General features: G+C 61.5%; 24 protein-coding genes. 13 read left to right on the top strand and 11 right to left on the bottom strand.

Annotated features, from left to right (window positions below; genetic code table 11):
- Positions 1 to 34: 34 nt before the first annotated feature.
- Positions 35 to 355 carry a hypothetical protein gene (locus ACZ1JW_RS19135; RefSeq protein ID WP_465126528.1) on the bottom strand — a complete coding sequence of 107 codons (321 nt, stop codon included), beginning with the start codon at positions 353 to 355 and terminating at the stop codon, positions 35 to 37.
- 374 nt (positions 356 to 729) lie between these two features.
- Between ACZ1JW_RS19135 and ACZ1JW_RS19130 the strand changes: the two genes are divergently transcribed.
- On the top strand, positions 730 to 1674 hold the full coding sequence (locus ACZ1JW_RS19130) for an ABC transporter ATP-binding protein (RefSeq protein WP_465126527.1): 945 nt from the start codon (positions 730 to 732) through the stop codon (positions 1672 to 1674).
- Complete coding sequence (locus ACZ1JW_RS19125) at positions 1671 to 2432, top strand: ABC transporter permease (protein ID WP_465142923.1); 762 nt, start codon at positions 1671 to 1673, stop codon at positions 2430 to 2432. Before ACZ1JW_RS19130 ends, ACZ1JW_RS19125 begins: the two co-directional genes overlap by 4 nt.
- Positions 2433 to 2524: 92 nt before the next feature.
- On the opposite strand, the gene ACZ1JW_RS19120 is transcribed toward ACZ1JW_RS19125, so the two are convergent.
- The 3 genes from ACZ1JW_RS19120 to maiA form a co-directional block, all read right to left on the bottom strand.
- A complete protein-coding gene (locus tag ACZ1JW_RS19120; RefSeq protein WP_465126525.1) occupies positions 2525 to 2872 on the bottom strand; it encodes a response regulator in 348 nt (115 codons plus the stop codon).
- Positions 2850 to 4004 (bottom strand): ATP-binding protein, encoded by a 1155-nt coding sequence (locus ACZ1JW_RS19115; RefSeq protein WP_465142922.1) that lies wholly within the window; start codon positions 4002 to 4004, stop codon positions 2850 to 2852. Before ACZ1JW_RS19115 ends, ACZ1JW_RS19120 begins: the two co-directional genes overlap by 23 nt.
- An 821-nt stretch (positions 4005 to 4825) precedes the next feature.
- On the bottom strand, positions 4826 to 5482 hold the full coding sequence (maiA, locus tag ACZ1JW_RS19110; RefSeq protein WP_465142921.1) for a maleylacetoacetate isomerase: 657 nt from the start codon (positions 5480 to 5482) through the stop codon (positions 4826 to 4828).
- Between the two features lie 75 nt (positions 5483 to 5557).
- Between maiA and ACZ1JW_RS19105 the strand changes: the two genes are divergently transcribed.
- Positions 5558 to 6733, top strand: a complete 1176-nt coding sequence (locus tag ACZ1JW_RS19105) for an aminotransferase (RefSeq protein ID WP_465142920.1) — start codon at positions 5558 to 5560, stop codon at positions 6731 to 6733.
- Positions 6734 to 6740: 7 nt separating this feature from the next.
- On the opposite strand, the gene ACZ1JW_RS19100 is transcribed toward ACZ1JW_RS19105, so the two are convergent.
- The 3 genes from ACZ1JW_RS19100 to ACZ1JW_RS19090 form a co-directional block, all read right to left on the bottom strand.
- The gene (locus tag ACZ1JW_RS19100) at positions 6741 to 8510 is read right to left on the bottom strand and encodes an SLC13 family permease (protein ID WP_465142919.1); all 1770 of its coding nucleotides are present in this window, start codon (positions 8508 to 8510) and stop codon (positions 6741 to 6743) included.
- A 37-nt stretch (positions 8511 to 8547) separates the two neighbouring features.
- Positions 8548 to 9081 (bottom strand): hypothetical protein, encoded by a 534-nt coding sequence (locus tag ACZ1JW_RS19095; RefSeq protein WP_465142918.1) that lies wholly within the window; start codon positions 9079 to 9081, stop codon positions 8548 to 8550.
- 499 nt (positions 9082 to 9580) lie between these two features.
- Positions 9581 to 9922, bottom strand: a complete 342-nt coding sequence (locus ACZ1JW_RS19090) for a hypothetical protein (RefSeq protein WP_465142917.1) — start codon at positions 9920 to 9922, stop codon at positions 9581 to 9583.
- Between the two features lie 204 nt (positions 9923 to 10126).
- Here ACZ1JW_RS19090 and ACZ1JW_RS19085 point away from each other — a divergent pair, with 204 nt between their 5' ends.
- The 5 genes from ACZ1JW_RS19085 (at position 10127) to ACZ1JW_RS19065 (ending at position 14587) form a co-directional block, all read left to right on the top strand.
- Positions 10127 to 10378: a hypothetical protein gene (locus ACZ1JW_RS19085; protein ID WP_465142916.1), complete on the top strand. Its 252-nt coding sequence runs from the start codon at positions 10127 to 10129 to the stop codon at positions 10376 to 10378.
- 2 nt (positions 10379 to 10380) lie between these two features.
- A complete protein-coding gene (locus ACZ1JW_RS19080; RefSeq protein ID WP_465142915.1) occupies positions 10381 to 11016 on the top strand; it encodes an isochorismatase family protein in 636 nt (211 codons plus the stop codon).
- Positions 11017 to 11432: 416 nt separating this feature from the next.
- Positions 11433 to 12389 (top strand): sugar phosphate isomerase/epimerase family protein, encoded by a 957-nt coding sequence (locus tag ACZ1JW_RS19075; RefSeq protein ID WP_465142914.1) that lies wholly within the window; start codon positions 11433 to 11435, stop codon positions 12387 to 12389.
- 17 nt (positions 12390 to 12406) lie between these two features.
- A complete protein-coding gene (locus tag ACZ1JW_RS19070; RefSeq protein ID WP_465142913.1) occupies positions 12407 to 13330 on the top strand; it encodes a sugar phosphate isomerase/epimerase family protein in 924 nt (307 codons plus the stop codon).
- 279 nt (positions 13331 to 13609) lie between these two features.
- Complete coding sequence (locus ACZ1JW_RS19065) at positions 13610 to 14587, top strand: quinone oxidoreductase family protein (RefSeq protein WP_465142912.1); 978 nt, start codon at positions 13610 to 13612, stop codon at positions 14585 to 14587.
- A gap of 503 nt (positions 14588 to 15090) precedes the next feature.
- Here the strand turns inward: ACZ1JW_RS19065 and ACZ1JW_RS19060 are convergent.
- From ACZ1JW_RS19060 to ACZ1JW_RS19050, 3 genes are all read right to left on the bottom strand, one after another.
- Positions 15091 to 15846, bottom strand: coding sequence for an enoyl-CoA hydratase/isomerase family protein (locus tag ACZ1JW_RS19060; protein WP_465126517.1), 756 nt, complete (start codon positions 15844 to 15846; stop codon positions 15091 to 15093).
- Complete coding sequence (locus ACZ1JW_RS19055; protein ID WP_465142911.1) at positions 15843 to 16139, bottom strand: hypothetical protein; 297 nt, start codon at positions 16137 to 16139, stop codon at positions 15843 to 15845. The genes ACZ1JW_RS19060 and ACZ1JW_RS19055 overlap by 4 nt, the downstream gene beginning before the upstream one ends.
- A gap of 192 nt (positions 16140 to 16331) precedes the next feature.
- The gene (locus ACZ1JW_RS19050) at positions 16332 to 18908 is read right to left on the bottom strand and encodes a TonB-dependent receptor (RefSeq protein ID WP_465142910.1); all 2577 of its coding nucleotides are present in this window, start codon (positions 18906 to 18908) and stop codon (positions 16332 to 16334) included.
- Positions 18909 to 19115: 207 nt separating this feature from the next.
- Between ACZ1JW_RS19050 and ACZ1JW_RS19045 the strand changes: the two genes are divergently transcribed.
- Positions 19116 to 19523, top strand: coding sequence for a MarR family winged helix-turn-helix transcriptional regulator (locus ACZ1JW_RS19045; RefSeq protein WP_262503594.1), 408 nt, complete (start codon positions 19116 to 19118; stop codon positions 19521 to 19523).
- Positions 19524 to 19549: 26 nt separating this feature from the next.
- Here the strand turns inward: ACZ1JW_RS19045 and ACZ1JW_RS19040 are convergent, their stop codons facing one another.
- A complete protein-coding gene (locus ACZ1JW_RS19040) occupies positions 19550 to 19963 on the bottom strand; it encodes a nuclear transport factor 2 family protein (protein ID WP_465126513.1) in 414 nt (137 codons plus the stop codon).
- A gap of 107 nt (positions 19964 to 20070) precedes the next feature.
- Here ACZ1JW_RS19040 and ACZ1JW_RS19035 point away from each other — a divergent pair, with 107 nt between their 5' ends.
- The 4 genes from ACZ1JW_RS19035 to ACZ1JW_RS19020 are packed head-to-tail and all read left to right on the top strand — an operon-like array spanning position 20071 to position 22735.
- Positions 20071 to 21090 carry an NADP-dependent oxidoreductase gene (locus tag ACZ1JW_RS19035; protein WP_465142909.1) on the top strand — a complete coding sequence of 340 codons (1020 nt, stop codon included), beginning with the start codon at positions 20071 to 20073 and terminating at the stop codon, positions 21088 to 21090.
- 16 nt (positions 21091 to 21106) lie between these two features.
- The gene (locus ACZ1JW_RS19030; protein WP_465126511.1) at positions 21107 to 21844 is read left to right on the top strand and encodes a glucose 1-dehydrogenase; all 738 of its coding nucleotides are present in this window, start codon (positions 21107 to 21109) and stop codon (positions 21842 to 21844) included.
- Positions 21841 to 22374, top strand: coding sequence for a VOC family protein (locus ACZ1JW_RS19025; protein ID WP_465142908.1), 534 nt, complete (start codon positions 21841 to 21843; stop codon positions 22372 to 22374). Before ACZ1JW_RS19030 ends, ACZ1JW_RS19025 begins: the two co-directional genes overlap by 4 nt.
- A 10-nt stretch (positions 22375 to 22384) precedes the next feature.
- Positions 22385 to 22735, top strand: coding sequence for a Rieske (2Fe-2S) protein (locus tag ACZ1JW_RS19020; protein WP_465126509.1), 351 nt, complete (start codon positions 22385 to 22387; stop codon positions 22733 to 22735).
- The last annotated feature ends 57 nt before the right edge of the window (positions 22736 to 22792 follow it).

Below are 22792 nucleotides of genomic sequence, written 5' to 3'. Positions count from 1 at the left end.
TAAGGCATTTTTGCCGCAGCACCGACGTCTGTCGCTAGTTGCCTTCAGCATCGACCACGAAAACAATCGGCCTTCCCCTCGACGCGGGCTCCCAGCCTGCGTGCAAAGCTGCCTGAATGCCCCTGATTACGAGCGCGTCGCTAATCTGGAGGCGGCCACGTTGCATACCTTTCAGCAAGCGCTTGGGCGGAGGGAATTCCAGCAAAGCTCCGCGCTTTGTGTGCTGGCGCTGCAAGGCGATCGTCATACCTTTCCAACCTTCGGTCTCGCTCCACTGCGGCTCGCTCCGCAGCTCCCACGCGTATCTAAACACGCCGACGTCGACGATACCGGAAAGCTTGTGGATGCATGTCATGAAGCGATGTCTAGCATGTCTTCCATGACAAGCCACGGCCCGCAGATACCCCAACGACCTTAGGCTTCGAGGTTCGAAAAGCAGCTTTCTGCAACTCGTTTCTCGGTGGCCCGCAATGATGCACGCATGTGGTACAACGGCTGGGAGTCCACATTTGCTGCAGAACGTCGCAGTCAGGTCGATAATGAATCTTCGCAAGCCAGCTTTGTGAGCGGACAAAAGCGACCCTGCAGACCTGATCAATAGTTGCGCCTTGTTCGCTGGTCGCCTTGGCCTTACGCTTGACGAGGCGCCTGCATCCATCTCCAACCAAATCCATGTGATAGCCGACATTCACGCTGGCGTTATCGCGATATCGTTGCCAATTAACGCGAATGGCATCTCAGACTCCGGAACCGATCGTCTCCATCAAAGGCCTCGGCAAAACCTACCAAGGGGGCTTCAAGGCTTTAAAATCGGTCGATCTTGAGATTTTTCGCGGTGAGATTTTTGCGCTGCTTGGCCCCAATGGCGCAGGCAAGACGACACTGATCGGCATCGTCTGCGGGCTCGTCCAGGCAACAGTCGGATCGGTGATCGCAGATGGCCACGATATCGCGCGGGATTATCGTGCGGCGCGGGCCAAGATCGGGCTGGTTCCGCAGGAATTGGCAACCGACATGTTCGAGACCGTGTGGCACACAGTCAATTTCAGCCGGGGCCTGTTTGGCAAGCCGCGCAATCCTGCGCTGGTCGAGGGAATCTTGCGTGATCTTTCGCTTTGGGACAAGCGGAATACCAAGATTGCCGGACTATCTGGTGGCATGAAGCGCCGCGTCCTGATTGCCAAGGCACTGTCGCATGAGCCGACGATCCTGTTCCTTGATGAACCGACAGCCGGCGTCGATGTCGAACTACGTCGCGATATGTGGGACATGGTGCGCCGCCTGCGCGACAAGGGCGTCACGATTATCCTGACGACGCACTACATCGAAGAAGCCGAAGAAATGGCTGATCGCATCGGCGTGATCGATGATGGCCAGATCATCCTGATCGACGAGAAGCACGCGCTGATGGAAAGACTCGGTCGGACGCGAGTGACCATTGGCCTAGCCAAGCCACTCAACACATTGCCTCGGGAACTTGCGCTTGAAGGGCTGGCTCTGGCGGAAGATGGCGCATCGTTAGTGCTTACGCTGAGCGGAAAGGGAGATGGCGCAACCGGGGCGGCAGCCCTGATCAAGCATCTCTTCGTCGCAGGCATTGATTTTCGGTCTATCGACACTTCGCGGTCATCGCTTGAAGAGATATTTGTCGGCCTAGTGGAGAAGCAGGCATGAACGTCCATGCGGTGCGCGCCATCTACAGATTCGAACTGGGTCGTACGCTTCGAACATTGTTCCAAAGCCTCGCAGCACCGGTCATATCGACATCATTATACTTCATCGTGTTCGGATCAGCGATTGGATCACAGATACAGATGATCGACAACGTCAGCTACGGAGCCTTCATCGTCCCTGGTCTGATCATGCTCGCGCTGTTGACCGAGAGCGTCTCAAACGCGTCTTTCGGTATCTACCTGCCCCGCTTCACGGGCACGATCTATGAACTTCTGTCGGCGCCGGTTTCGGCATTCGAAGCACTGATGGGCTACGTCGGCGCTGCTGCGACCAAATCGGTTATTCTGGGCCTGATAATTCTGGCTACAGCCCGGTTGTTTGTGCCCATAGTGATCGTTCACCCATTCTGGGCTGCTGCATTCCTGATCCTGATTTCAATCAGCTTCAGCCTGTTTGGATTCATACTTGGGCTATGGGCTGACGGTTTCGAGAAGCTTCAGGTCGTGCCGATCATGATCATCACGCCACTTACATTTCTTGGTGGTACCTTCTATTCCATCAAGATGCTCCCGCCGGCGTGGCAGACGGTGACCATGTTCAATCCCATTGTCTATCTGGTGAACGGGTTTCGCTGGGCGTTTTATGGCCAGTCCGACGTCAGTGTCGGTTTCAGTCTCTTTATGATAGTGGCCTTCATGGTGCTGTGCGTCGCGGTCATCGCCTGGATCTTCAAGACCGGCTGGCGTCTGCGGGCCTGAGGGCGAGTGCGTGCTCAGGGTCTTGCAAGGTTCGAACATCAGTCCGGCATTGTAGTGATCGGCAGGCTCGCTTCCTTGCCCGCCTGCTTTGATCACAAGGTCGCTTCAATGAGCGAGACCAGCTGCCCCATCCGGAACGGTTTGCGCAGCAGCGTCTCCCTGGCAGAAAAGGTCTGCGGGATTTCGGCAAAGCCAGTCACGTAGATTACCCGACCAACTCCATTATGATCGAGGAAGTATCGCGCAAGCGCCAGCCCGTCGACTTTGCCGGGCATCCGAAGATCGGTCACAAGCACATCGTAATCGGAATTTGAGGCTAGCAACGCCTTTGCCGCCTCGCCGTCAGCGGCAGCTTGGACGACGAAACCATGCATCTCGAGTTCGTCGACAACAAGTTCCAGCAACAGTGGTTCGTCATCAACCGCCAGAATGCGAGTCATCGGCCCCTCCCTTACTTCGGGGAAAAGAAAGCGTCACGCTCGTTCCGGTTCCGACGCTCGACTGGATTTCGACCTGTCCACCACTTTGTGTGACAAAACCATAGACCTGGCTCAATCCCAGACCTGTTCCTGCGCCCACGGGTTTCGTCGTAAAGAATGGCTCTGTCGCGCGAGTGAGGGTGTCGCTATCCATGCCAGTACCAGTGTCACCAACGGTGACCGTCACCTGATCACCTTTGCGTGCCGTAACGATCTCGAGGCAACCGCCCGACGGCATCGCATCACGCGCATTGAGCGCAAGGTTCAGCAAGGCGCTTTCAAGCTGGTTCTGATCGATCTCGATCACCAGATCTTCAGGCCAAAGCTTGGCGTCAACCACGACGTTGCCACCTGCCGTCCGCTCGATCATGGGGCAAAGCTCACGGACGGTCTGATTGACGTCCACTGGCTCGACCAACAAGGGCTGTTTCCTCGCAAAAGCCAGCAACTGGCTTGTCAGCTTCGCCGCGCGCTCGATTGCAACAAGCGCGTTGTCGATGCTGCGCGCCGCCTGCTGTTCATCGCCCGAGTAGCGCTGCAGGCGCTCAAGGTTGCCGGTCACCACCGTGAGCAGATTGTTGAAGTCATGGGCGATTCCCGCGGTCAATTGCCCCACGGCCTGAAGCTTCTGCGATTGACGCAGCATTTCCTCGGCCCGCTCTCGCACGGCCATTTCGGCGTGCAGGCGATCGAGCGCAACCTGCAACTGGGCCGGAGAAGGCACGGCGACCAGCTTTGGCAAAAGCGGCCATAGGGCAATTGCCGTCACGATCGACGCGCCAGCTGTGATCGCCTTCACGAATGCTTCGATGCCGTAGGCGGGAACCCAGAGCACGAGAATGCTGATCAGATGCGTCGTACCACAGGCAAGAATGAACACCGCAAACAAGACCAGCACCCACCCGAACTCAAGATCGGGACGGCGCTTGAGAAACAACCACAAGACCACAGGGATGGAGTAGTAGGCGAGCGCGATCACGGCGTCGGCGGCCACGTGTGTCCAGACCAGTCCGGGTTCCCAGAGCAGGCAGAAGCCGTGCGGCGGCAGTCCGGTCTGGAACAGGAACCGGGTTAGTTGGTCAAGGAAATCCATGGTCAAATCCCTGGAAAGTTCTGACGCAAGCAAAGTGCCGACGGAGGGTTGGCGTTATCGCAATCCTGTGCCGTATGCGAGCGTCCGTTCGCCGCGCCTTCGTGCCGTGCAACCTTTTGTGTCGGTTCTGTTTTTCAGCCATCCAGGCACCGCGCGCGAGGCGCCATCTCGACCAAACTTTCTTCACATGATGTCCGACCCACGATGCTTGTGGACCCATGCCTGCGTCAACCTCGAGCAGGCGCACAAAGGACTCGCTGGTCGGGAACGAGCGGGTTTTACCTACTGAGAGCCGCGAGGCGGAGAGCGCATTCCCATGGGTCTTTTGCGGCACGCACTCCCTCGGCGTGACAAAAGGGGCGATGACCTTGCGATCGGCACAACTTGCGTGACCGTGGAGCAGCATCGCAAGTGTTGGGATCCTCAACGCTCAGCAGGCATACATTCTTCCTGCGCCAAACGACCAAAGCCGGACGACTGCACACCCCTTCAGCGCGAACCTGGTCCCTTCAGGCCGAACCGCAGCGCTTGCCCCTGATTTCATGCAGATCAGATCAGGGCGAAACCGTCATGGATGGTCTCATTTGGAAGACCCGCTCCAGGCTCAGCCTCTGCCTTGTGACCATTGCAAAGCGCTCGGTACGCACGTCGTTGTATCATTTATGGCCCGGAACGAAAAAATGACTGAAACCATTATCATAGCAGGCGATGTCTGGAGCAGATATTCGCGTCGGATTGGGTTCAGCACTTGTGTAAGGGCCGGTTTCGACCGATTGGCCATCGTCCAGCATCAACGGCATCGCAACATATCCCGCCCGCAATCAGGCGATATCGGCATCTAACTGACATTCCGGTCTTGCCGCAACGAACGCTGGAAGCTTTGCACAGGCCTCTTCGATATCCGGAATGCGCCCGAAATCGAACCGTGCGCCGAACCGCCTGGCATTGCCGAGTTGGGGCACCAGAAGTATATCGGCCAGCGTGACAGTGTCGCCAAAGCAGTAAGGACCTGATCGATTGGCGATGAGATCGGCACAGGCCGCAAGACCCTGCTCGATGATCTCGATTGCCCAGGTATCTACAGCCGCCTGATCCAACCCCTGTTTCTTCAACATCTTCAGAACCTTGAGGTTCTGCACCGGGTGAGTATCGCAGGCGATCACTTGCGCCAGTGCCCGGACCTTTGCCCGTTCCACAGGCTCTGCCGGGAGAAACGGAGGATCTGGATAGATTTCGTCGAGATATTCAATAATTGCAAGGCTTTGCGTGAGAACGGCACCATCAACTTCGAGTGCGGGGACGAAGCCCTGAGGATTCAGGGCCAGATAGTCGCTCGCGCGTTGATCGCCAGTGCGCAGATCATGTGCCCTGCCCTCCCATGCGAGACCCTTAAGCCCCAGCGCGATCCGGACACGCCACGATGCAGTGGATCGCCAATAGCCGTGAAGAACAAGTGGTTCGCTCATCATATCGCTCATTGCTGCTTCGGGCGCGACCGTAGCCGCAGCGCTTGCCATTGCAAGTAGAGGTGTGGCCCGGTTAGGGTCACTTTGATGACAACTGCAAACTTGCGCCTCCACCCGATCTATGCCCGCATGCCGGTCACGATCTTCGAGTACATGTCCGGCCTCGCCCGTGATCTTGGTGCGATCAACCTCGGGCAGGGGTTTCCTGACGGCGCACCGCCACAGCCCCTGCTCGAAGCGCTGGCGAAGGCTTCGGCGGAACGGTCACACCAGTATCCGCCGATGGCAGGCGTCCCTGAACTTCGCAAAGCTGTGGCCGAATTCTACGGACGGACGCAAGAGCTTGAACTGTCGGCTGAGAGCGTAGTCGTAACATCCGGGGCGACCGAAGCGGTCGCCTCCGCAATCCTCGGGGTCGTCTCCCCCGGCGACGAGGTCCTACTGTTTGCGCCGGCCTACGATGCCTATGCCCCGCTTGTCCGGCGCGCAGGTGGCGTGCCGGTATTCGTGGCGCTGCAGGCCCCGGAATGGCGCTATGATCGGATTGTGATCGAGGCTGCGATCACACCGCGCACGCGTGCGCTGGTCTTGAATGATCCGCTGAACCCGACCGGCACGGTTGCCTCTCCTGATGATCTCGCGATGCTTGCAGATGTGTGCAGGAGGCACGACCTCTTCGCCATCTGCGACGAGGTCTGGGAGAATGTCCGCTTCGACGGCCTTGCCCATGCCTCGCTGCTGACCCAGCCGGGAATGGCGGAGCGGGCGGTCAAGATCGGATCTGCGGGCAAGATCTTTGGCGCGACGGGTTGGAAAGTGGGCTGGATCGTCGCTGCGCCGCAGGTGGCTTCGGTCGTGGCACGGGCGCACCAGTTCCTCACCTTCACCACGCCGCCGATGCTGCAATTTGCCGTGGCCGAAGCTCTCGATCAGTCGATAATCGTCAAGGCCTGCACAGCAAGCTGGGAGCAGACGCGGGCGGTCCTGCTGCAAGGTCTTGAACGGGAGGGCTTTGTCACCCTGCCTTCGGTTGCGACATGGTTTGCCTGCATCGACCTTCCGACTTCGGGCATCGCACTCGACGACCGGACTTTCAGCGAGCGCGCGGTTCGGGAAGCGCGAGTTGCCTCGATCCCTCTGTCCGCGCTGTGGGAGGGTGATCACATGCCCACGCACATAGCACGGCTTTGCCACTGCAAGCCTGCGCCGATGCTGGAGGATGCTATTGGGCGACTGGCGCGCTGGCGAGACGGCTTGCTTTGAGCCGCGTTCAAAGCGGCCAGAACCACAGGACCAACGGCGTCCCGATCAGCACGACCAGCACGGAAAGCGGCGCGCCCAACCGCGCGTAATCACCGAAGCGATAGCCTCCAGGACCGAGTACCAGCGTATTGCACTGATGGCCGATGGGCGTGAGAAAATCGCAGCCCGCGCCAATGGCCGTGGCGATCAGGAAGGCCTCCGGTCGATAGTGCAACTGCTCGGCGAAGACACCCGCGATCGGAGCCATGACAAGCACAGTGGCGGCATTGTTGAGGAAGGGCGTAACGGCCATCGCGGCAACGAGGATTAGCGCGACCGCGCCCCACGCTGGAAGCGTGACGGCAAGATCGGCCAGTATCTTTGCGATCACGTCGGATGCGCCCGTCGTCTGCAGCGATTCGCTCACCGGGATCAGCGCCGCCAGCATGATCAGGATCGGCCACTCGATTGCCTTGTACGCATCGTCGGCAGGCAGTGCACCGGAGATCACGGTGAGCCCGGCCGCCGCGAAGAAGGCCAGCGCTGCCGGGACGTAACCGCTGCCAGCGGCAATCATCGCACCCGCCAGAATGATCAGCGGAAGCCAGCGCGTTCGCGTCGAACCCAAGCCGATCTTGCGTTCGGCAAGCGGAAGCGCGCCCATTTCCGCGAGCCGCGCAGGCAGGACATTGAGCTGCCCCTGCAGAACGATGACGTCGCCAGCCTGCAGTACGGTGTTGCCGGGCTTGTTGGTGATCGTCTCCCCGCCGCGCGAGATGGCGAGCAGGTTGACGCCGAGCCGATCGCGCATCTGCAGGCGTCCTGCGGTCCGGCCGATCAGGGCGGAATCGGCATGGATAACCGCTTCGATCACGCCGATTCCGTCATCCTGTCCCGAACCGCCCCCGCCCGAACCGCCTGCAAGGACGAGCCGGTCCGCCCCAACGACCTGCTCAAGCCGGTTGGGCTCTCCGCTAAGGATCAGCACGTCACCTTCGCCGATATGCGTTTCGGGGGCGACCGCGCCGCGCATATCGCCCCGCAGGAGGCCGGCGACCTCGATTTCGCCGTCATGTCGCGCAACGAAGTCGGCCACGGTAAGTCCGGCAACGGGCGAGCCTTCGCTGACAGTCGCCTCGATCACGTAGGCGGAGATGTTTATCGCCTCGGACATGCCCTGGGCGGCCTGCCTGTCGGTCGGCAGCAATCGCCAGCCAATCGAGAGGAAGATCAGCCCCGCAGCCAGAAGCGCAAGCCCGGTAGGGAGGTAATCGAACATGCGGAACGGCTCGCCGGTCATCTCCTCGCGGACGCGGCTGACGATGATGTTGGGCGATGTGCCGATCAGCGTGGTGAGACCGCCGAGCAGCGAGGCAAAGGCCATCGGCATGAGGTATAGCGAAGGCGAGGCCTTGTTGCGCCGCGCCATCTGCACGGCGCCGGGCATCAGCATCGCCAGCGCGCCGACATTCTTGATGAAGCCTGATGATACGCCCACCGCCGTCGACAACGCGAGCATCTGCCCTTGCGGACTGCGGATGCGCTGGGCAAGCGATTGCAGCACGCTTTCGATCATGCCGGAGCGCTGGACCGCAGCGGAGAGCACCAGCGCGGAACCAACAATCACGACGATGTCGTCAGAAAAACCGGCAAATGCAGCCTTTGGGCTGACCACACCAATTGCTACGGCGAACAACAGTGCAATCACTGCAGTCACGTCGTATCGGAAGCGCCCCCACAGGAACAGCGCCATCATTCCGCCGAGAGTGGCCAGCGAAAGCCATTGGGGCTGTGTCATTGCAGCCTTCAATGTTCAGTCGGCGTAGCGGTTCCCGTCAGGTAAAGCGCAACTCACCCTGCACTGGCGCGATGCGGCGCGCCGCAGGCACCGGTCTTGACTGCGGCAGAAGGCAACGTGCCATGCCTTGCAGCACATAAACCGCATGACGCTGACCACCACGGTTCTCGTGGTCGATCGCGTAGCCCTTGTAGTAACGGCGCAGCAGCCCCGCCCCGACCAGTTCGGATACGGCCCTGCTTAGGTTCGTCTTGCCTGAAGCACGGACGCGCTGACGCACCTCGTCCTCGACGAGCGCAGCCGCTTTTGCCGGGTCTGTCGGCATGCGGTCCTCAAGAATCAGGTCGGACTTGACCCTTTCGGCAAGGGCGATGCGACGGGGATCGCGCCCGCCCATCGGAGCCAGACTGTCACAGAGCCAGTCCCGCAAGGTCACCTGCTGGCGTCCGCGCTGTACGAAAGGCCCTGCCTCTCCGCTTGCATCGGCCGCTTCGGCAATGAGGCTCAGCACCATGAAGGCATAGCGCGGACGCGAGCTCGCCTGCGCAAGGCAATCAAGGAGAGAAGACATCGCGCCGGGAGAGGACGGGCCAGGTAGGATCACAGTCTGGAACATTTGGTGATTCAAGAAAGCACATAACGTGATTCCTGTGAATCCCTCACAGACCACAGACCGCCGAAATCGACAGTCAAATCCAACATTTGTCCCTTGTGACACTTTGCCCGAGGGTAAAGTGTCACGCATTGCCCTTTATGGTGCGGCCAATTCAGCTGACATTTGCAGGAGCAAGTCGGGGGGTGAGGAGATGCACCACGGCCAGGGCGACGAGATAGGCGCTGGCACAGATGGCGAAATCGCGAAGAGGATCTGGTCGCTAACGCCACCAGATCCTCTTCGCACAATGCCCGACCTGGTACCGCCTGCTCGATCTAATGCATAGCGACAGCAAACTCCGAGGCTGAAATGTGGGCTGAAGCGCTGTTGTCCCACTTCTTCACTCGCACCTGCATTACCGCCTTGATCTATCGATATTCACAAAACATGGGGCAGTTAGTGCACATGCACAAGCTCACCGCTGCTTCTTGGCAATCGTCGCAGTGAAGTCGGGGCCCTTGTTGGCAACCCAGTCGATAAACTTGCGTACGGCAGGGTCGGCAAGCAGCTTTTCGACATCCATGCCGATGCGCTGAAGTTCGGAATTGGTGAAATTCACGATCAGCGTCTGCTGGCAGATGCTGTGCATCGGCACGGTATCGCGCCCGCCCCGGCTCTTGGGTATCGGATGATGCCACACGATCGTGCTGCCAGTCGGCCGTCGGCAGAGCCAACAAAGCACGGGAGGCGATGCTTCCTCTCCATCCGGCGTGTCGAAGTCGTCGTAGCGACCGTGCTTTGCATGCTTGCGGACCATGCCGTTGACTTACAGCAACCACGACCATGCGCAATCAGAGACAGGCGATTATGGTCTTGGTCTGGAACCATGCACCCAGCCCTTCCTGCTCGAAGTTCCGGCCCCAGCCCGCCCAACCGTAGCCCCCGAACGCAAAGTCTGGCCCTTTCGCGCCTTGGCCGCTGATCGAGACTTGCTCGGATGGGATGCGCGGAAGTACGTGGCTTGACCACGTCAACCATCATGATCGGCCATGCCGCCGCGATGCCGAAAGAGAACATCGATACCGTAGCGCCGGTCATCATATTCGGCAATGCCTTCCCTGTGCCGTTCGAGATAGCGCCCGAAAGACTGCTTGCCCTGTTCAACAGATCGGACAAAACCGACCGCGTGCTGGGCCGCTGTGAACGCAATATCGCCGCGTTCGAGGCAGGACAGCGCAAGATCGAGCCCTGGCTTTACCCCGAGGACCTTTAAGCATGAGCGAAACGGAAGATCTGCTGACCAACTACAAGAAGGCCTATAACCGGCGTGTGGGTTTCGGCACTCGGCCTGCGCTGATCCTGATCGACTTTTGCATGGGGTATTTCGACGAGGCTTGCGAACTCTACGCCGGCGTCGAAGATGCTCTCGCCTCGGCGTTGCGCGTGCGCGAAGCGGCGCGGGCCGCTGGCGTGCCGGTGATCCTGACCAATGTCGTCTATCACCTCAGCGCCATAGACGGCGGCCGATTCTTCGAAAAGGCCGCGCCGCTCAGGAACTTCCTCAAGGGCAGCCCGATGGGCGCTTGGGCCCCGGGTCTTGAACCGTTCGAGGACGAACTGGTCGTCTCCAAGCAATACCCAAGCGCTTTTTTCGGCACCTCGCTCGCCTCGACGCTGACGGCGATGGGCGTTGACTCAGTCCTGCTCACCGGCCTCACCACCTCGGGCTGCGTGCGTGCCTCCTGCGTCGATGCGATGAGCCATGGCTTCCGCACCGCCGTGATCGCCGAGGCCTGTGGCGACCGCCACGCGGCTCCGCACGAAGCCAACCTGTTCGACATGAATGCCAAATACGCCGACGTCGTCAGCGAGGGAGAGGCCGTCGCCTTCTTCGGCACGCTAAGCGCCTGATGCACTTCGCAGGGCGCATTGCAGTCTTCACCGGTGCGGGGGTCGGCAATGGAAACGGGCCATTGTCGGTTGGCCCTTCGCCATGGTCACCATCCTGATGTCGAGCCTGTTCCATGCCCTTGCGGCGGCCTAGCTCACCCACTCCGGTTGATCTGCACCCACGAATATGCGAATGACAATTCTATAAAGTAGCGAAGACGAACTTCGCCAGGCAAACGAGCGCGCGGGCGCGTCGGGGCCGTGGAATGGGAAACGGATCCTGTGTCTGCGGCGTCAAAGTCATCATCTGCCATTGGCCCTGTCGCCAGCCCACCGGCTGGCGCGGATGATCTTGCCTGCACCAGCCCCACCCCTTTCCCGATCATGCACGAACGCCGCTGCCCGTTCCCCGGCGCAGCAACGCCAGAAGGTTGACCATGAACGTCCAGGACATCGCGATAAGCCTCGATCTTATCAATCGCCACTATCAGGAACCGAACAGAAACCGGTTCGAAAGCAAATACTTCTGGGAAGAACTCTACCCGCTGATCGCCACGGCCGGGTTCTCTTCGATCGAGATCCCCTATGAGCCGGTATGGCAGTTCGGCGGTCGCAGCGGCGTGCCAATGAACCGCTATTGCATTAACACCAAGTACACCAGCGCCGCCCGGTACAGCGAAGTCCTGGCCGCCAGCGGGATCAAGCGCGTCACCGCGGTGACGTTCGATCCCAACCTGTTCATGCGCAACGACAACATCCACTTCTACTTCGGCGCCTCGGGCCACTTTGCGGGCGAGGCTCTTGCCCACGCGGCCGACCTTGGCGCGGACTGTTTCGCCATCAGCCCCTCGCCCTATTACGGGCGGATCAAGCAGTACCACCCGGACATCGACGCACAGATCGCAATGTTCACCGATCGCGCCTTCGAGCTTCTGACCGGCCTTGCCACCAAGGCCGAGGAACTGGGCGTCAAGCTCGTCCTGCGCAACGAATACTGGAGCCTGTTCGGCGGTGAACGCATCCTGCCGCTGCTCGCCGGCCTGCCGGAAAGCGTTGGCCTCGATATCGATACCGCAAGCCTTATCGTTGCGGGCATCGACCCTGCACAGTTCATCGCTGGCAACATCGCCCGCGTCGGCTGCGTCCACCTGACCGACACCAGCTTCGTCGACACGGGCGAAGTCTGGAAAACGCCAAACCCCGAACACCCGCACGGCAACGCTACGCAGGTCTTCCGAGATCCCGGCACCGGATCGGTGGACTTGCCCGGCATTGCCGCCCTGCTGGACAAGCTCGGCTACTGCGGCCCCGTGGTCTGCAGCGCCCGCCAGACGCGCGACCCGTTCCGCGCCCTGCTGCGCACGCGCGCCTTGCTCAATCAGCTTCAGAATTAAGGCCGGAGACCTCCGAGATGCCCAACATCCAATATGCCAACATGAGCCACTGGAAGTCGATCCCCTACAAGCAGATCGATAACTTCCGCGACTTCTACTACGAGGACAAGACCAACAGCGCCTACTATTCCGATTGGGACAACATCCTCAAATACCAGTCGGCGCTGGGCTTCAACGGCATCGAAATCGCGCCGTGGGACATGGTCGACATCCTGCCGCTGTTCGGCTCGCCCGAAAACTTCACCGCCTTTGCCAAGGATCGCGGCGTCGAAGTGATCGGCATGTTCCACGGTGCCCACGCCTCGCACGATGTCAGCCATTTCGATGAAGCGGTGAAGTCAGGCCGCGAAGCGGTCGACACCATCGTCCGCTTCGGCGGCACCTACATGAACACCTGCCCTACACAGAACTATTTCGGCTGCGGCCACTTGAGCCGCGAAGAAGTGCAACAGTGCGCGCATGTGATGAACGAGATCGGCCGCTATGCCACCGACAAGGGCGTGAAGATCGGCCTGCACAACGAGTTCTTCTGCGCGATCAACCTGACCAACCACCGCGAACTGATCGAGTCCACGGACCCTGCGCTAGTCCACTACTGCATTGATACCGCCCAGATCTCGATCATGGGCGAGGACCTGCTGACCTTCTACAACGACTATCACGACCGGATCAGCACGTTCCACCTCAAGGACACTGCTTCATCAGCGCAGCCCGAAAGCCTGCGCTATTCGCAGGACCCGGAAATCACCGACGACGGCACGCGCTGGTTCTGGGAGCCGGGCATGGGCACGCTCGATCTCAAGGGCCTCTATCACGCGCTCAAGGAGCACGGATTCAAAGGCTGGATGTCGATCGAGTACGACGGTTCTCCCGACCTGCTCGCCTCGATGGCGATGACCCGGTACTACCTCGATAACGAACTGCGCCCGATCTACGATTGATGCCAATGACGGACCGGGGGTGGTGGAGCGATCCCTCCGCCGCCGGTCCGACCCGCTTTCCTCAGTGGTGCCTGTTCCCCTTCCTCCACCAAGCGCGGCACGCTCAGATCGGCTAATCAAGGCCTCCTGCTCGAACGCAGATTGTTCGGACAGCGCAGGTGCTTTCATGGCTGCTTGGCAAACTTTGCGACTGGCGGCTCATGCCCGACCGGCCCGGTTTGCGAGCGCGGGGTGCGGCGGCTAGGGTCATGGCGAATTGCGCGATTTCAGGAGTATCCCATGCAAGCAAAGGTCGTACGCCTCAACGCCACCGGAGGCCCGGACGTGATCGAATGGACCACGGTCGACCTTCCCGCCCCTGCTGTCGGTGAAGTCCTGGTCGAACACACCGCGGTCGGGCTCAACATGATCGACACCTACCACCGCCGCGGGATCTATCCGATGGCGCTGCCCAGCGGGCTCGGCGTCGAAGCGGCAGGCCGTGTCGTGGCCGTGGGCGAAGGTGTCAGCGAACTTGCGGTGGGCGATCGCGTGGCCAGTTTCGGCCCGGATCTTGGCGCCTATGCCACGGCTCGCATCTACAAGGCAGCCAGCCTGTTCACGCTACCGGACGCCATCTCCGATGACATTGCCGCTGCCGTCATTCTCAAGGCCTGCACGGTCGAATTCCTCGTCGAGCGCTGCGCCCATGTGCAGGCCGGGATACCAGTGCTCGTGCACGCGGCGGCAGGCGGCGTGGGCCTGTTGCTGGTGCAGTGGCTCAAGCATGTGGGCGCCACCGTGATCGGCACTGTTTCGACCGAAGCCAAGGCAGACGCCGCGCTCGCTGCCGGGGCGGACCATGTCATCAACTATGCCGTCGATCCTGTCGCGAACCGCGTGCGCGAGTTGACCGCTGGAGCGGGCGTGCGCGTCACCTTCGATGGCGTTGGCATGGATACCTGGGAAGCCAGCCTTGATTCCACCGGCAAGCGCGGGCTGATCGTGAGCTATGGCAATGCCTCGGCCCCGGTCACCGGCATCAGCCTTGGCTTGCTCGCGCAGAAGGGCTCGCTCTTCAACACGCGGCCGATGCTCTATCACTACTACGAAGACTCGGCCGAGCGGGCTGCGGGTGCCGCGCGGGTTTGGGAGCTGATCGCCAACGGCACTCTCGACGTGACCATCGGCCAGACCTATGCGCTCGATGACGTAGCACAGGCGCACCGCGATCTGGAAGCGCGGCGGACGACAGGATCGACCGTGCTGGTGGTGTGAGTCGGGTTCAGTAGTCGCAGGCCGCACTTGCGGACCTCGAAGCCGAACTTGTCTAAGTCGCAAAGGGCGATCCCGCAGCGGCCGGCAAGGTGGCGCTGCGCCTGCGCGAAATTGGCGATGCGCTGGCCCTCTTCTCCACTGGACGTCCGGACAGGATCAGCAGAACCTGCGAGAAGTCCGTCCGCGGTGGCCTGCCCCGCATCGTCGCCCACGCACTGACAGACAACGACACTGCGATCAGCGTCCTGCGCGTGATCCAATCCACCATGCGGGCATCAAGGTCCGGCCCGAACACCTGCATCGGAATAAAGGCCGGTTCCATGTTGGCGATGGTCTTTGGCGGTCAGGTAATCTCGAACGCTGAACCCGCCAGCCGCTCGGGCCAGCCGAGTAAGTCCTGCACGGTCAAATCTTACGCCGCGCTACTTGTCGGGAGATGCATGACGAAGGGCGGGCCAGCACCGGCACGGCATTCGTACAGCCCAGAATCGTGCCCTTCCCGATCATTGCCCGAAGACCGGCTTTCGTTTCTCGACGAAGGCAGTAGTTCCTTCACGGAAGTCGGCCCCCTCGAAGGCCGAGGCGAAGATGCGCAAGGATTCGGCATCGTCCGCCACTTGTCCGTCGAGCACGTTGCGGACGAAGCCCTTGATCGCATGCGTCGAGGATGGCGACGCGGCGAGCAATTGCGCCACCAGCGCGTCCTCGCTGTCGGCCAGCTCCTCGACGAGACCAACCGCCTTGGCTTCCTCGGCCCCCAGCAGCATGCCGGTATAGAGCATCCGCCGCGCCTGCCCCGGCCCTACCAGATCGACCAGCAGCTTCACGTCATGCAGCGGATAGACGAGGCCGAGCTTGGCAGGCGTGATGCCCAGCCGCGCGTTCGGCCCGGCGACGCGCATATCGCAGGCGAGCGCAATGCCGCAGCCGCCGCCCACGCAATCGCCTTCGATCATCGCCACGGTCGGCAGGCGGAAGCGGGTGAGTTCGTATTGCGCGCGGTTGATCGCCTTCTGGTTCTCTGCCCGCCAGACAGCATCGTCCTTGTTCGCCAGCAATTCGGCAATATCCGCACCGGCACAGAATGCCCCGCCCTGCGCCGATTTCACAACCAGCACCCGGCAGTCCGCATCTGCCGAAACCTGCGCCAGCAGTTCCGGCAGATGCCGCCACATATCGATGGTGAAGGCATTGCGCTTGTCCGCACGGTCGATCAGCAGGCGCGTGACCTGTCCGTCATTTTCCAGCCGCAATGTCATGCCGGATCCACCGCCGCCAACGTTTGCGGGATCTGGTGGCGCGCTGCCACCCACATGCCATCGTGCTTGCGCATGTGGCGGAAGAACTCCTCCAGCGCCCAGATAATCCGCAAGTGCAGTCCAAGGCTCATCATCTGGTGGATACCCTCCAATTCATAGAGCCAGACCTGATCGGAGTTCCGGATCGCATAGGCAAGCCATAGTTGAAAACCGAACGCCTGATCGGTCCCCATGTTCAGGCCATCCCCGAAGATCGCTGCATGCACCTTCGCCTGCCGCCACTTCTGCCTCATCGACGAAATATGAGCCGCAGCCGACGAGGAACCGATCCTCGTTTACAGTTCCATCGACGGCTACATGGTGAACCGCAATCAAGCAGATCGAACTCGACCACTGACGCAGAACCGCCGCCTGCACGGGGGTGCAGACGGCGGTTCGGTTATGGACAAAACTCAGGGGTGTGTGCGCTTCGCCCGTTTGCCCGCTTAGAACGTCCGGCGGACCGAGACCGACCAGGTGCGCGGACGACCGGGCTGACCCGAAGCCGTGCCAGCACCGAAGGCTTCCTGCAGAAGGGTGAGGAAGTAGTACTTGTTGGTCAGGTTCTGCACTTCGAGCGTCACGCCCCAGTCCTTCGCATCCGACTGCCAGCCCACCCGCGCATTGGCGAGGAAGTAGCCGTCGATGCGGTTGGTGAGGCGCAGGGTCGAGATCGGACCACCGCCACCGGCATTGCTGAACGGCGAAGGCGTGACCGGGCTGTTGGCCGCCACCGTGCTGCTGACCGGCAGATTGCGGATGTTGGCCGCTTCGGTGAAGATTTCCGACTGATAGGCACCATCAAGCCGCAGCGTGACCACGCCCTTCAGGACATCGGGAATGTCATACTGCACGCCCACGGCGGCCTTCCACTTAGGCGTGTAGGGCGTCACGTCGTTCAGCGTCACCCCGGTCGAGAGCGAGTCGACATTCTGGTACTGGAAGTCGAGATAGCTGACCGAGCCATCGATGGTGAAGTTCTCGACAGGGCGGATCAGCGTTTCGACTTCGAAGCCCTTCACGTGGGCCGAACCGACGTTCGACGGACGCAGGCAAGGCGTTGCCTGCGACGAACCGCCCGGACCTGCCGTGGCGAGATCGAGGCAGTTGACGCTCGACAGGATGATATTCTTGTAGTCGTTGAAGAACGCCGAAACGTTGACGCGCAGCTTGCGGTCAAACAGGTCCGACTTGAAGCCCACTTCGTAGGCGGTGATCGTCTCGGGCCGGAAGGCGGTTGCCTGGCTCGGGAAGAACGGACGCGGGTTGACGCCACCGGCACGATACCCGGTCGAGACCTGGGCATAGGCCATGAAGTCAGGGCTGAAGCGGTAGTCCGCTGCCACGCGCCAGTCGAGCCGGTTGTCGCGGAACTTCGCGGTCAGCCCGTCAAGCCCGAAGAGCAGGCAGTTGGGCTGGTTGCCGATACCGGTCGGACCTGCGGTCGGTGCGCCGAGGAAGAAGTTGCACGGACCCTGGATGTTGGTGCCATCCGGATTCTTGCGGACGTAGCCGTAGTCCTTCTCGTCCCACGACTGGCGGATGCCGCCGGTGATGTTGGCCGCATCGGTCAGCGCATAGGTGAAGTTGGCGAAGAGCGCCTTGTTCTTCGCAGGCGTCGGATCAGGACCGTGGCGGAAATCGATCCCAGCGTAGTTCAGGTTGATGCGCCCGGTGAAGGTACCGCGCGTATCGAAGTAGAAGCCGCCAACGGTGAAATCGAGCTTGTCATCCAGCACCTTGCCCGACAGGCGCAGCTCCTGGCTCCACTGGCGGTTCTTCTGGGTCTGGTTGAGGTTGTTGTTGGCAATCGGCGAGCCGTCCGAGTCATACGACCAGTCGGCGGTGTACTTGCGCCACGAGGTGATCGACTTGAGCTTGAGCTGGTCGGACACGTCCACGTCGATGGTCAGGGCGGCGCCGTAGTTGTCGAGATCCGAATGCGGATCGGTGAACGTCGGCTTGTACGGCATCTGGCTGTCGGGCCGGGCCGGATCGGCATAAGTGGCATAGGAGATGTAGCGGCGATCATATCCTGAGATCGTGTCGCAGCTGTTCACGCCGTTGGGCACGAAGGCGCAGTTCAGCGGAATGCCGGCGCCATTGGTGCCCTGCAGGAACGGACGCCCGCCGGTGAACGTGGCGTTGGGGCCATCGAAGACCGCCGACGTGTTGGCATAGAGCAGGACGTTCGCACCCGGCTCGTTGCGCTCACGCGTATAGTCGCCCGACAGGTTGATATCGACCGTCTCGGTCGGCTGCCAGCGCAGCGAGACCTTGCCTGCCGCATAGGACTGGCCGCCAAGCTTGCCGAGCACAGGGTCCGCGCCCTTGGCAAAGGTCGGCACGTTGGTGCCGGGGTGCGTCAGGTTGTAGTCCAGCCGCTTGACGTAACCGTCGATGTTCTTTGTGACGCCGGCCACGCGCACGAACAGGTTGTCCGAGAGCTTCAGATCGAACAGGCCGCGAAGGTCGAGTCGGTTGTAGCGGCCATAGGTCGCCTCGATCGAACCGGTGTTCGATCCGGTCGGCTTCTTGGAATAGAGCTTGATCGAGCCGCCCAGCGAGTTGCGCCCGGCCAGGGTGCCCTGGGGCCCACGCAGAACTTCGACGCGATCGAGGTCGGTCAGGTCGAGCAGCGAGCCGGTCAGCGTCGGCAGATAGACGTCGTCGATGTACATGCCGACGCCCGGTTCCAGCGCGAAGTTCGGGTCGGTCTGGCCCACGCCGCGAATGAACGCGATGATGCCTGGCCCAAGTTCCTGGCCCTGCGGCTTGAGCGTGACGTTCGGCGCCTGTGCGGCGATTTCCGAGACGTTGGTCTGGCCGCGCGAAGCCAGCAGTTCGCCGCTGACGGCGGTGATGGCGAGCGGGGTGTCCTGAAGGTTCTGCGCGCGGAACTGCGCGGTCACGACGATCTCGTCTGTCGTCGGCGTCTGTGGCTGCGCGGCATCCTGTGCCATCGCCGTGCCGGAAATCGTGAGGGCAAGCAGGCTTGCGCCCGCAGTAAGCAGTTTCATCATCCTGTCCTCCCAACGCCAGGGCCCAGCTCTGCTGAACCTGTTTCACCTGACGGCACGCTCCGCCTTCGCGGAGAGCGGCCATCTATTGCGGCCCTTGCAGTTGCGAGTGTATGCATCACCTTGTGTTATGGTCAATAGCATAATTTGGTAGAATATCTTCAGCCGGGCAGTGATGCATGTTTGCAACGCTGCTGTTAGAAGGGCGTGATGCGGAACCCTCTTGAAGACTTTGTCGGCTTTCATCTCGTGCGCACCGCCAACATGGGCTTGCGCGTGGTCAATGAAGCCTACGGCGATCTTGGCGTTCGCCATCCCGACGCGGCAGTGATGATGGTGATCGACGCCAATCCGGGGATCACGCAAAGCTCGATCGGGCGAATGCTCAAGATCCAGCGGTCGAACATGGTGCCGATCATCGGCCGCCTGACCGAACGTGGCTGGATCGAGCGCGAGCAGGGCAAGGGGAAAATGATCGGCATATCCCTTTCGCCCGCAGGGATCGAAGCCATGGATCTGCTTCGCGCGGCATCACAGGCCGGCGAAGACGCGATTGCCGCCAAGATTGGGCCTGAAGGCTATGCAGCCCTGCACGAATTGCTGCGGCGGATCGGCTGACACACTGGCCAGCCGATCCTGCAACGTCAGGCGGTAGCGCGAACCTTGGCCTCGGCGGCCGCGCGGAACACGGCGTGGTCGAAGTAGAACGGCTTGATCTCGCAGCACTTGCCATCGCGGAATCGGAACAGCTCGCACAGCTCGGCGGGCGGCAGCGAGGGATCGGCGAACTGGAACGACAGGATCGTGACGGCATGATCCTTGCCTGCCGTTGTCTCGACCCGGTTCAGACCGACAACGTCGACCAGACCCATGACCTTGACGTACAGCTCCTGCAGCGCGTTCTTCCCGCGATAGATGCCTTCCATCGGCAGGCCCGGCGCTTCGCTCACGATGAAATCGTCGGTGAGCATCGAGGCGGCCTTTTCCCAGTTGCCCGTGCCGGTTGCCTCGTAGAGGTCATCGACAAACTGGATCATCTCTTGTGCAGTCATGGTCATTGGATTTGTCCTCTCACGTTTGCCCAAGGATCGTTCATACAGGCACAAGCCGAAACCTAGCGATATGGCTAGCGATGCCTTGCGGTTGCCCGCGCTAAGGATGGTACATGGAGAGAGATAACCAGATCACGCGCCAGATCACACTGGCCCGCCGCCCCGTCGGCATCCCCGTCCCCGACGACTTCGCCCTGATCGAGGCGCCGCGCCCTGTCCCCGGGCCCGGCGAGATCCTCGTGAAGATGCGGGTCTGCTCGTGCGACCCGGCCATCCGGGGCTTCCTTGATGACCGGCCGAGCTATCTCCCGCCGGTAGCCCTCGGCGCGCCGATCAACGGCATGTCGCTTGGCGAAGTCGTCGAATCGAACGACCCCGCCTTCCCCGTCGGCACGCTGCTGCGCACTTTTGCAGTGTGGTCGGAGTACTATGTGGTCAAGGGCGATGCGCTGGGCATCGAGAAAGTCGAAGCCGCACCCGGCGTGCCGTTGCAGCACTACATGGGCGCGCTCGGCCCGGTCGGCCTGACCGCCTGGGTTGGCCTGTTCGAGATCGGCAAGGCCAAGGCAGGCGAGACCGTCGTGGTGAGCGCGGCGGCAGGCGCTACCGGCAGCACCGTCGTGCAGCTGGCAAAAGCTGTGTGCTGCCGCGTGATCGGCCTTGCCGGTGGGCCGGCCAAGGCCCAGATCGTTCGCGATCTGGGCGCTGACGTAGCGATAGACTACCGCGCCGTGCCGGATCTCGCAGCGGCGATCCATGAAGCTGCACCCGATGGCGTCGACGTCTATTTCGACAACGTGGGTGCCGAGACGCTCGATGCCATCCTGCCGCTGATGCGCCTGCATGGCCGCGTCGCGGTCTGCGGCATGATCGCGCAGTACAACGATGCCGACAATCCCCACGGCAACCGCAACCTGTGGCAACTGGTCGTCAACCGCCTGACCATGCGCGGCTTCATCACCTACGATCATCCCGAGGTTCTCGGCGAAGCTCAGGCCATGCTCGACCGCCTCTTCGCCGAGGGTAAACTGAAGCCGCTGGAAAACGTGCGCGAAGGACTCGGAAAGCTGCCTGAGGCGTTCATCGACCTGATGAGCGGCAAGACCACCGGCAAGACGCTGGTTCTTATTTAATGGGGGTGCTGATATGATGGGCGCACTTGCAGGAAAGACCGCTTTCGTCACCGGCGGCGCATCGGGTCTGGGCGAAGCGATTGCGCGCGCCTACGTGGCCGAAGGCGCCGCAGTCATCGTCGCCGACATCGACGCGGCGGCCGGTGAAGCACTGGCCGCCGAGATCGGAGCGCGGTTCGTGGCTCTCGACGTCACGCAGGAGGCATCGTGGGCGCAAGCCGTCGCGCCGTTCGAGCGGATCGACGTGCTGGTCAACAATGCTGGCATCACCACGCTCGGCTCGATCGAGGAGATCACCCTCGACCAGTTCCGCCACGAACTCGATATCGACGTGCTCGGCGTGTTCATGGGCACGCAGGCAGTGCTGCCGAAGATGAAGGCCCACGGTGGCTCGATCATCAACATGTCTTCGCTGTCGGGCGTGAAGGCCTCGTCCAACCTCGTTGCCTACAACGCGGCCAAGGCGGCGGTGACGCTGATGACCAAGTCCTGCGCGCTGCACTTTGCCGAAAAGGGCTATGGCATCCGCTGCAACTCGATCCACCCCGGCGCAATCCACACCCCGATCATCGACAAGGTTCTGGCGCAGAGCGACAACCCGGAAGCGCTCTATCAGAGCTTCGTCGACGTCCACCCGGTCAAGCGCCTGGGCAAGCCCGAAGAAATCGCCGCCATGGCCGTGTTCCTTGCCAGCGATGCCAGCGCCTTTGCCACCGGTGCCGAATTCCGCGTCGATGGCGGCGCTTCGATATGACCGGCGGGCTGCCGATCCGTCAGGTCGCCTTCTTCGTCGAGGACGTTCGCGCGGCTGCGCGCGCCCACCATGAAGCCTTCGGATCGGGGCCGTTCTTCGTTGCAGACAACATCCCGCTCGCCCGCGCCGTCCATCGCGGCGTCGAGCGCGAACTGGATCATACTTCCGCCTACGGCCAATGGGGCGAGGTGATGGTGGAGTTCGTCGCCCAGAACAATCCCGGCCCCTCGCCCTTCCGCGACCTTTACCCTGAAGGCTCCGGCCGCTGGGGCATGCACCACGTGGCGATCTTCGTCGATGACGTGGACGCCGAACTCGCGAAGTTTGCCGCACGCGGTGCGCCCTGTGCCTTGCGTGCCGAAATGAACGACGGCTTCGTCTTCGCCTTTGCCGATACCACCGCCACGATGGGCTTGTTCACCGAACTCTACGCCCCCACAAAAACGCTGGTTGATTTCTATGCGATGGTCGCGCAGGCGGCGAAGGATTATCTCGGATCTGACCCGATCCACACCATCCGCATGACTTGAGGACCCAACGTTGACCGACTCCTGGCATACCCTGATCTCCGAGAGCGAGTTCCCCGCAGAAGGCAAGATCGCCACGAAGATCGGCGGCTGGCACGTGCTGGTGGCAAAGACCGACGAAGGCCTGTTCGCCGTCAACGACCGCTGCACCCATCAGGCCGCGCTGATCTCCACCGGCCGCATCCGGCGCGGCGCGGTGATGTGCCCGCTTCATGGTGCGCGTTTCGAGATGAACTCGGGCCGCTGCATCGGCGGCGCCTACAAGGACCTGCGCACTTTCCCGGTGCGTGTCGAGGGTGGCCAGATCGAAGTGTGCATTCCTGACGAAGCACCAGGCATGGACGAGACGCCGGTCGTCCTCTGAACTCGCTGCCCAAACTTGCCGGCCAAACTCGCTCAAAGCGCAGGTTCACTCGTCTCC

The organism is Novosphingobium sp. BL-A-28-Hi1-0D (assembly GCF_055521755.1).
Note: the sequence above shows the minus strand (reverse complement) of the source record. Positions and strands in the feature narration are given on the sequence as shown.

Coding starts and splice junctions, on each gene's coding strand:
- ACZ1JW_RS19135 (WP_465126528.1), bottom strand. CDS start 355: ATGACATGCATCCACAAGCTTTCCGGTATCGTCGACGTCGGCGTGTTT.
- ACZ1JW_RS19130 (WP_465126527.1), top strand. CDS start 730: ATGGCATCTCAGACTCCGGAACCGATCGTCTCCATCAAAGGCCTCGGC.
- ACZ1JW_RS19125 (WP_465142923.1), top strand. CDS start 1,671: ATGAACGTCCATGCGGTGCGCGCCATCTACAGATTCGAACTGGGTCGT.
- ACZ1JW_RS19120 (WP_465126525.1), bottom strand. CDS start 2,872: ATGACTCGCATTCTGGCGGTTGATGACGAACCACTGTTGCTGGAACTT.
- ACZ1JW_RS19115 (WP_465142922.1), bottom strand. CDS start 4,004: ATGGATTTCCTTGACCAACTAACCCGGTTCCTGTTCCAGACCGGACTG.
- maiA (WP_465142921.1), bottom strand. CDS start 5,482: ATGAGCGATATGATGAGCGAACCACTTGTTCTTCACGGCTATTGGCGA.
- ACZ1JW_RS19105 (WP_465142920.1), top strand. CDS start 5,558: ATGACAACTGCAAACTTGCGCCTCCACCCGATCTATGCCCGCATGCCG.
- ACZ1JW_RS19100 (WP_465142919.1), bottom strand. CDS start 8,510: ATGACACAGCCCCAATGGCTTTCGCTGGCCACTCTCGGCGGAATGATG.
- ACZ1JW_RS19095 (WP_465142918.1), bottom strand. CDS start 9,081: ATGTCTTCTCTCCTTGATTGCCTTGCGCAGGCGAGCTCGCGTCCGCGC.
- ACZ1JW_RS19090 (WP_465142917.1), bottom strand. CDS start 9,922: ATGGTCCGCAAGCATGCAAAGCACGGTCGCTACGACGACTTCGACACG.
- ACZ1JW_RS19080 (WP_465142915.1), top strand. CDS start 10,381: ATGAGCGAAACGGAAGATCTGCTGACCAACTACAAGAAGGCCTATAAC.
- ACZ1JW_RS19075 (WP_465142914.1), top strand. CDS start 11,433: ATGAACGTCCAGGACATCGCGATAAGCCTCGATCTTATCAATCGCCAC.
- ACZ1JW_RS19070 (WP_465142913.1), top strand. CDS start 12,407: ATGCCCAACATCCAATATGCCAACATGAGCCACTGGAAGTCGATCCCC.
- ACZ1JW_RS19065 (WP_465142912.1), top strand. CDS start 13,610: ATGCAAGCAAAGGTCGTACGCCTCAACGCCACCGGAGGCCCGGACGTG.
- ACZ1JW_RS19060 (WP_465126517.1), bottom strand. CDS start 15,846: ATGACATTGCGGCTGGAAAATGACGGACAGGTCACGCGCCTGCTGATC.
- ACZ1JW_RS19055 (WP_465142911.1), bottom strand. CDS start 16,139: ATGAGGCAGAAGTGGCGGCAGGCGAAGGTGCATGCAGCGATCTTCGGG.
- ACZ1JW_RS19050 (WP_465142910.1), bottom strand. CDS start 18,908: ATGATGAAACTGCTTACTGCGGGCGCAAGCCTGCTTGCCCTCACGATT.
- ACZ1JW_RS19045 (WP_262503594.1), top strand. CDS start 19,116: ATGCGGAACCCTCTTGAAGACTTTGTCGGCTTTCATCTCGTGCGCACC.
- ACZ1JW_RS19040 (WP_465126513.1), bottom strand. CDS start 19,963: ATGACCATGACTGCACAAGAGATGATCCAGTTTGTCGATGACCTCTAC.
- ACZ1JW_RS19035 (WP_465142909.1), top strand. CDS start 20,071: ATGGAGAGAGATAACCAGATCACGCGCCAGATCACACTGGCCCGCCGC.
- ACZ1JW_RS19030 (WP_465126511.1), top strand. CDS start 21,107: ATGGGCGCACTTGCAGGAAAGACCGCTTTCGTCACCGGCGGCGCATCG.
- ACZ1JW_RS19025 (WP_465142908.1), top strand. CDS start 21,841: ATGACCGGCGGGCTGCCGATCCGTCAGGTCGCCTTCTTCGTCGAGGAC.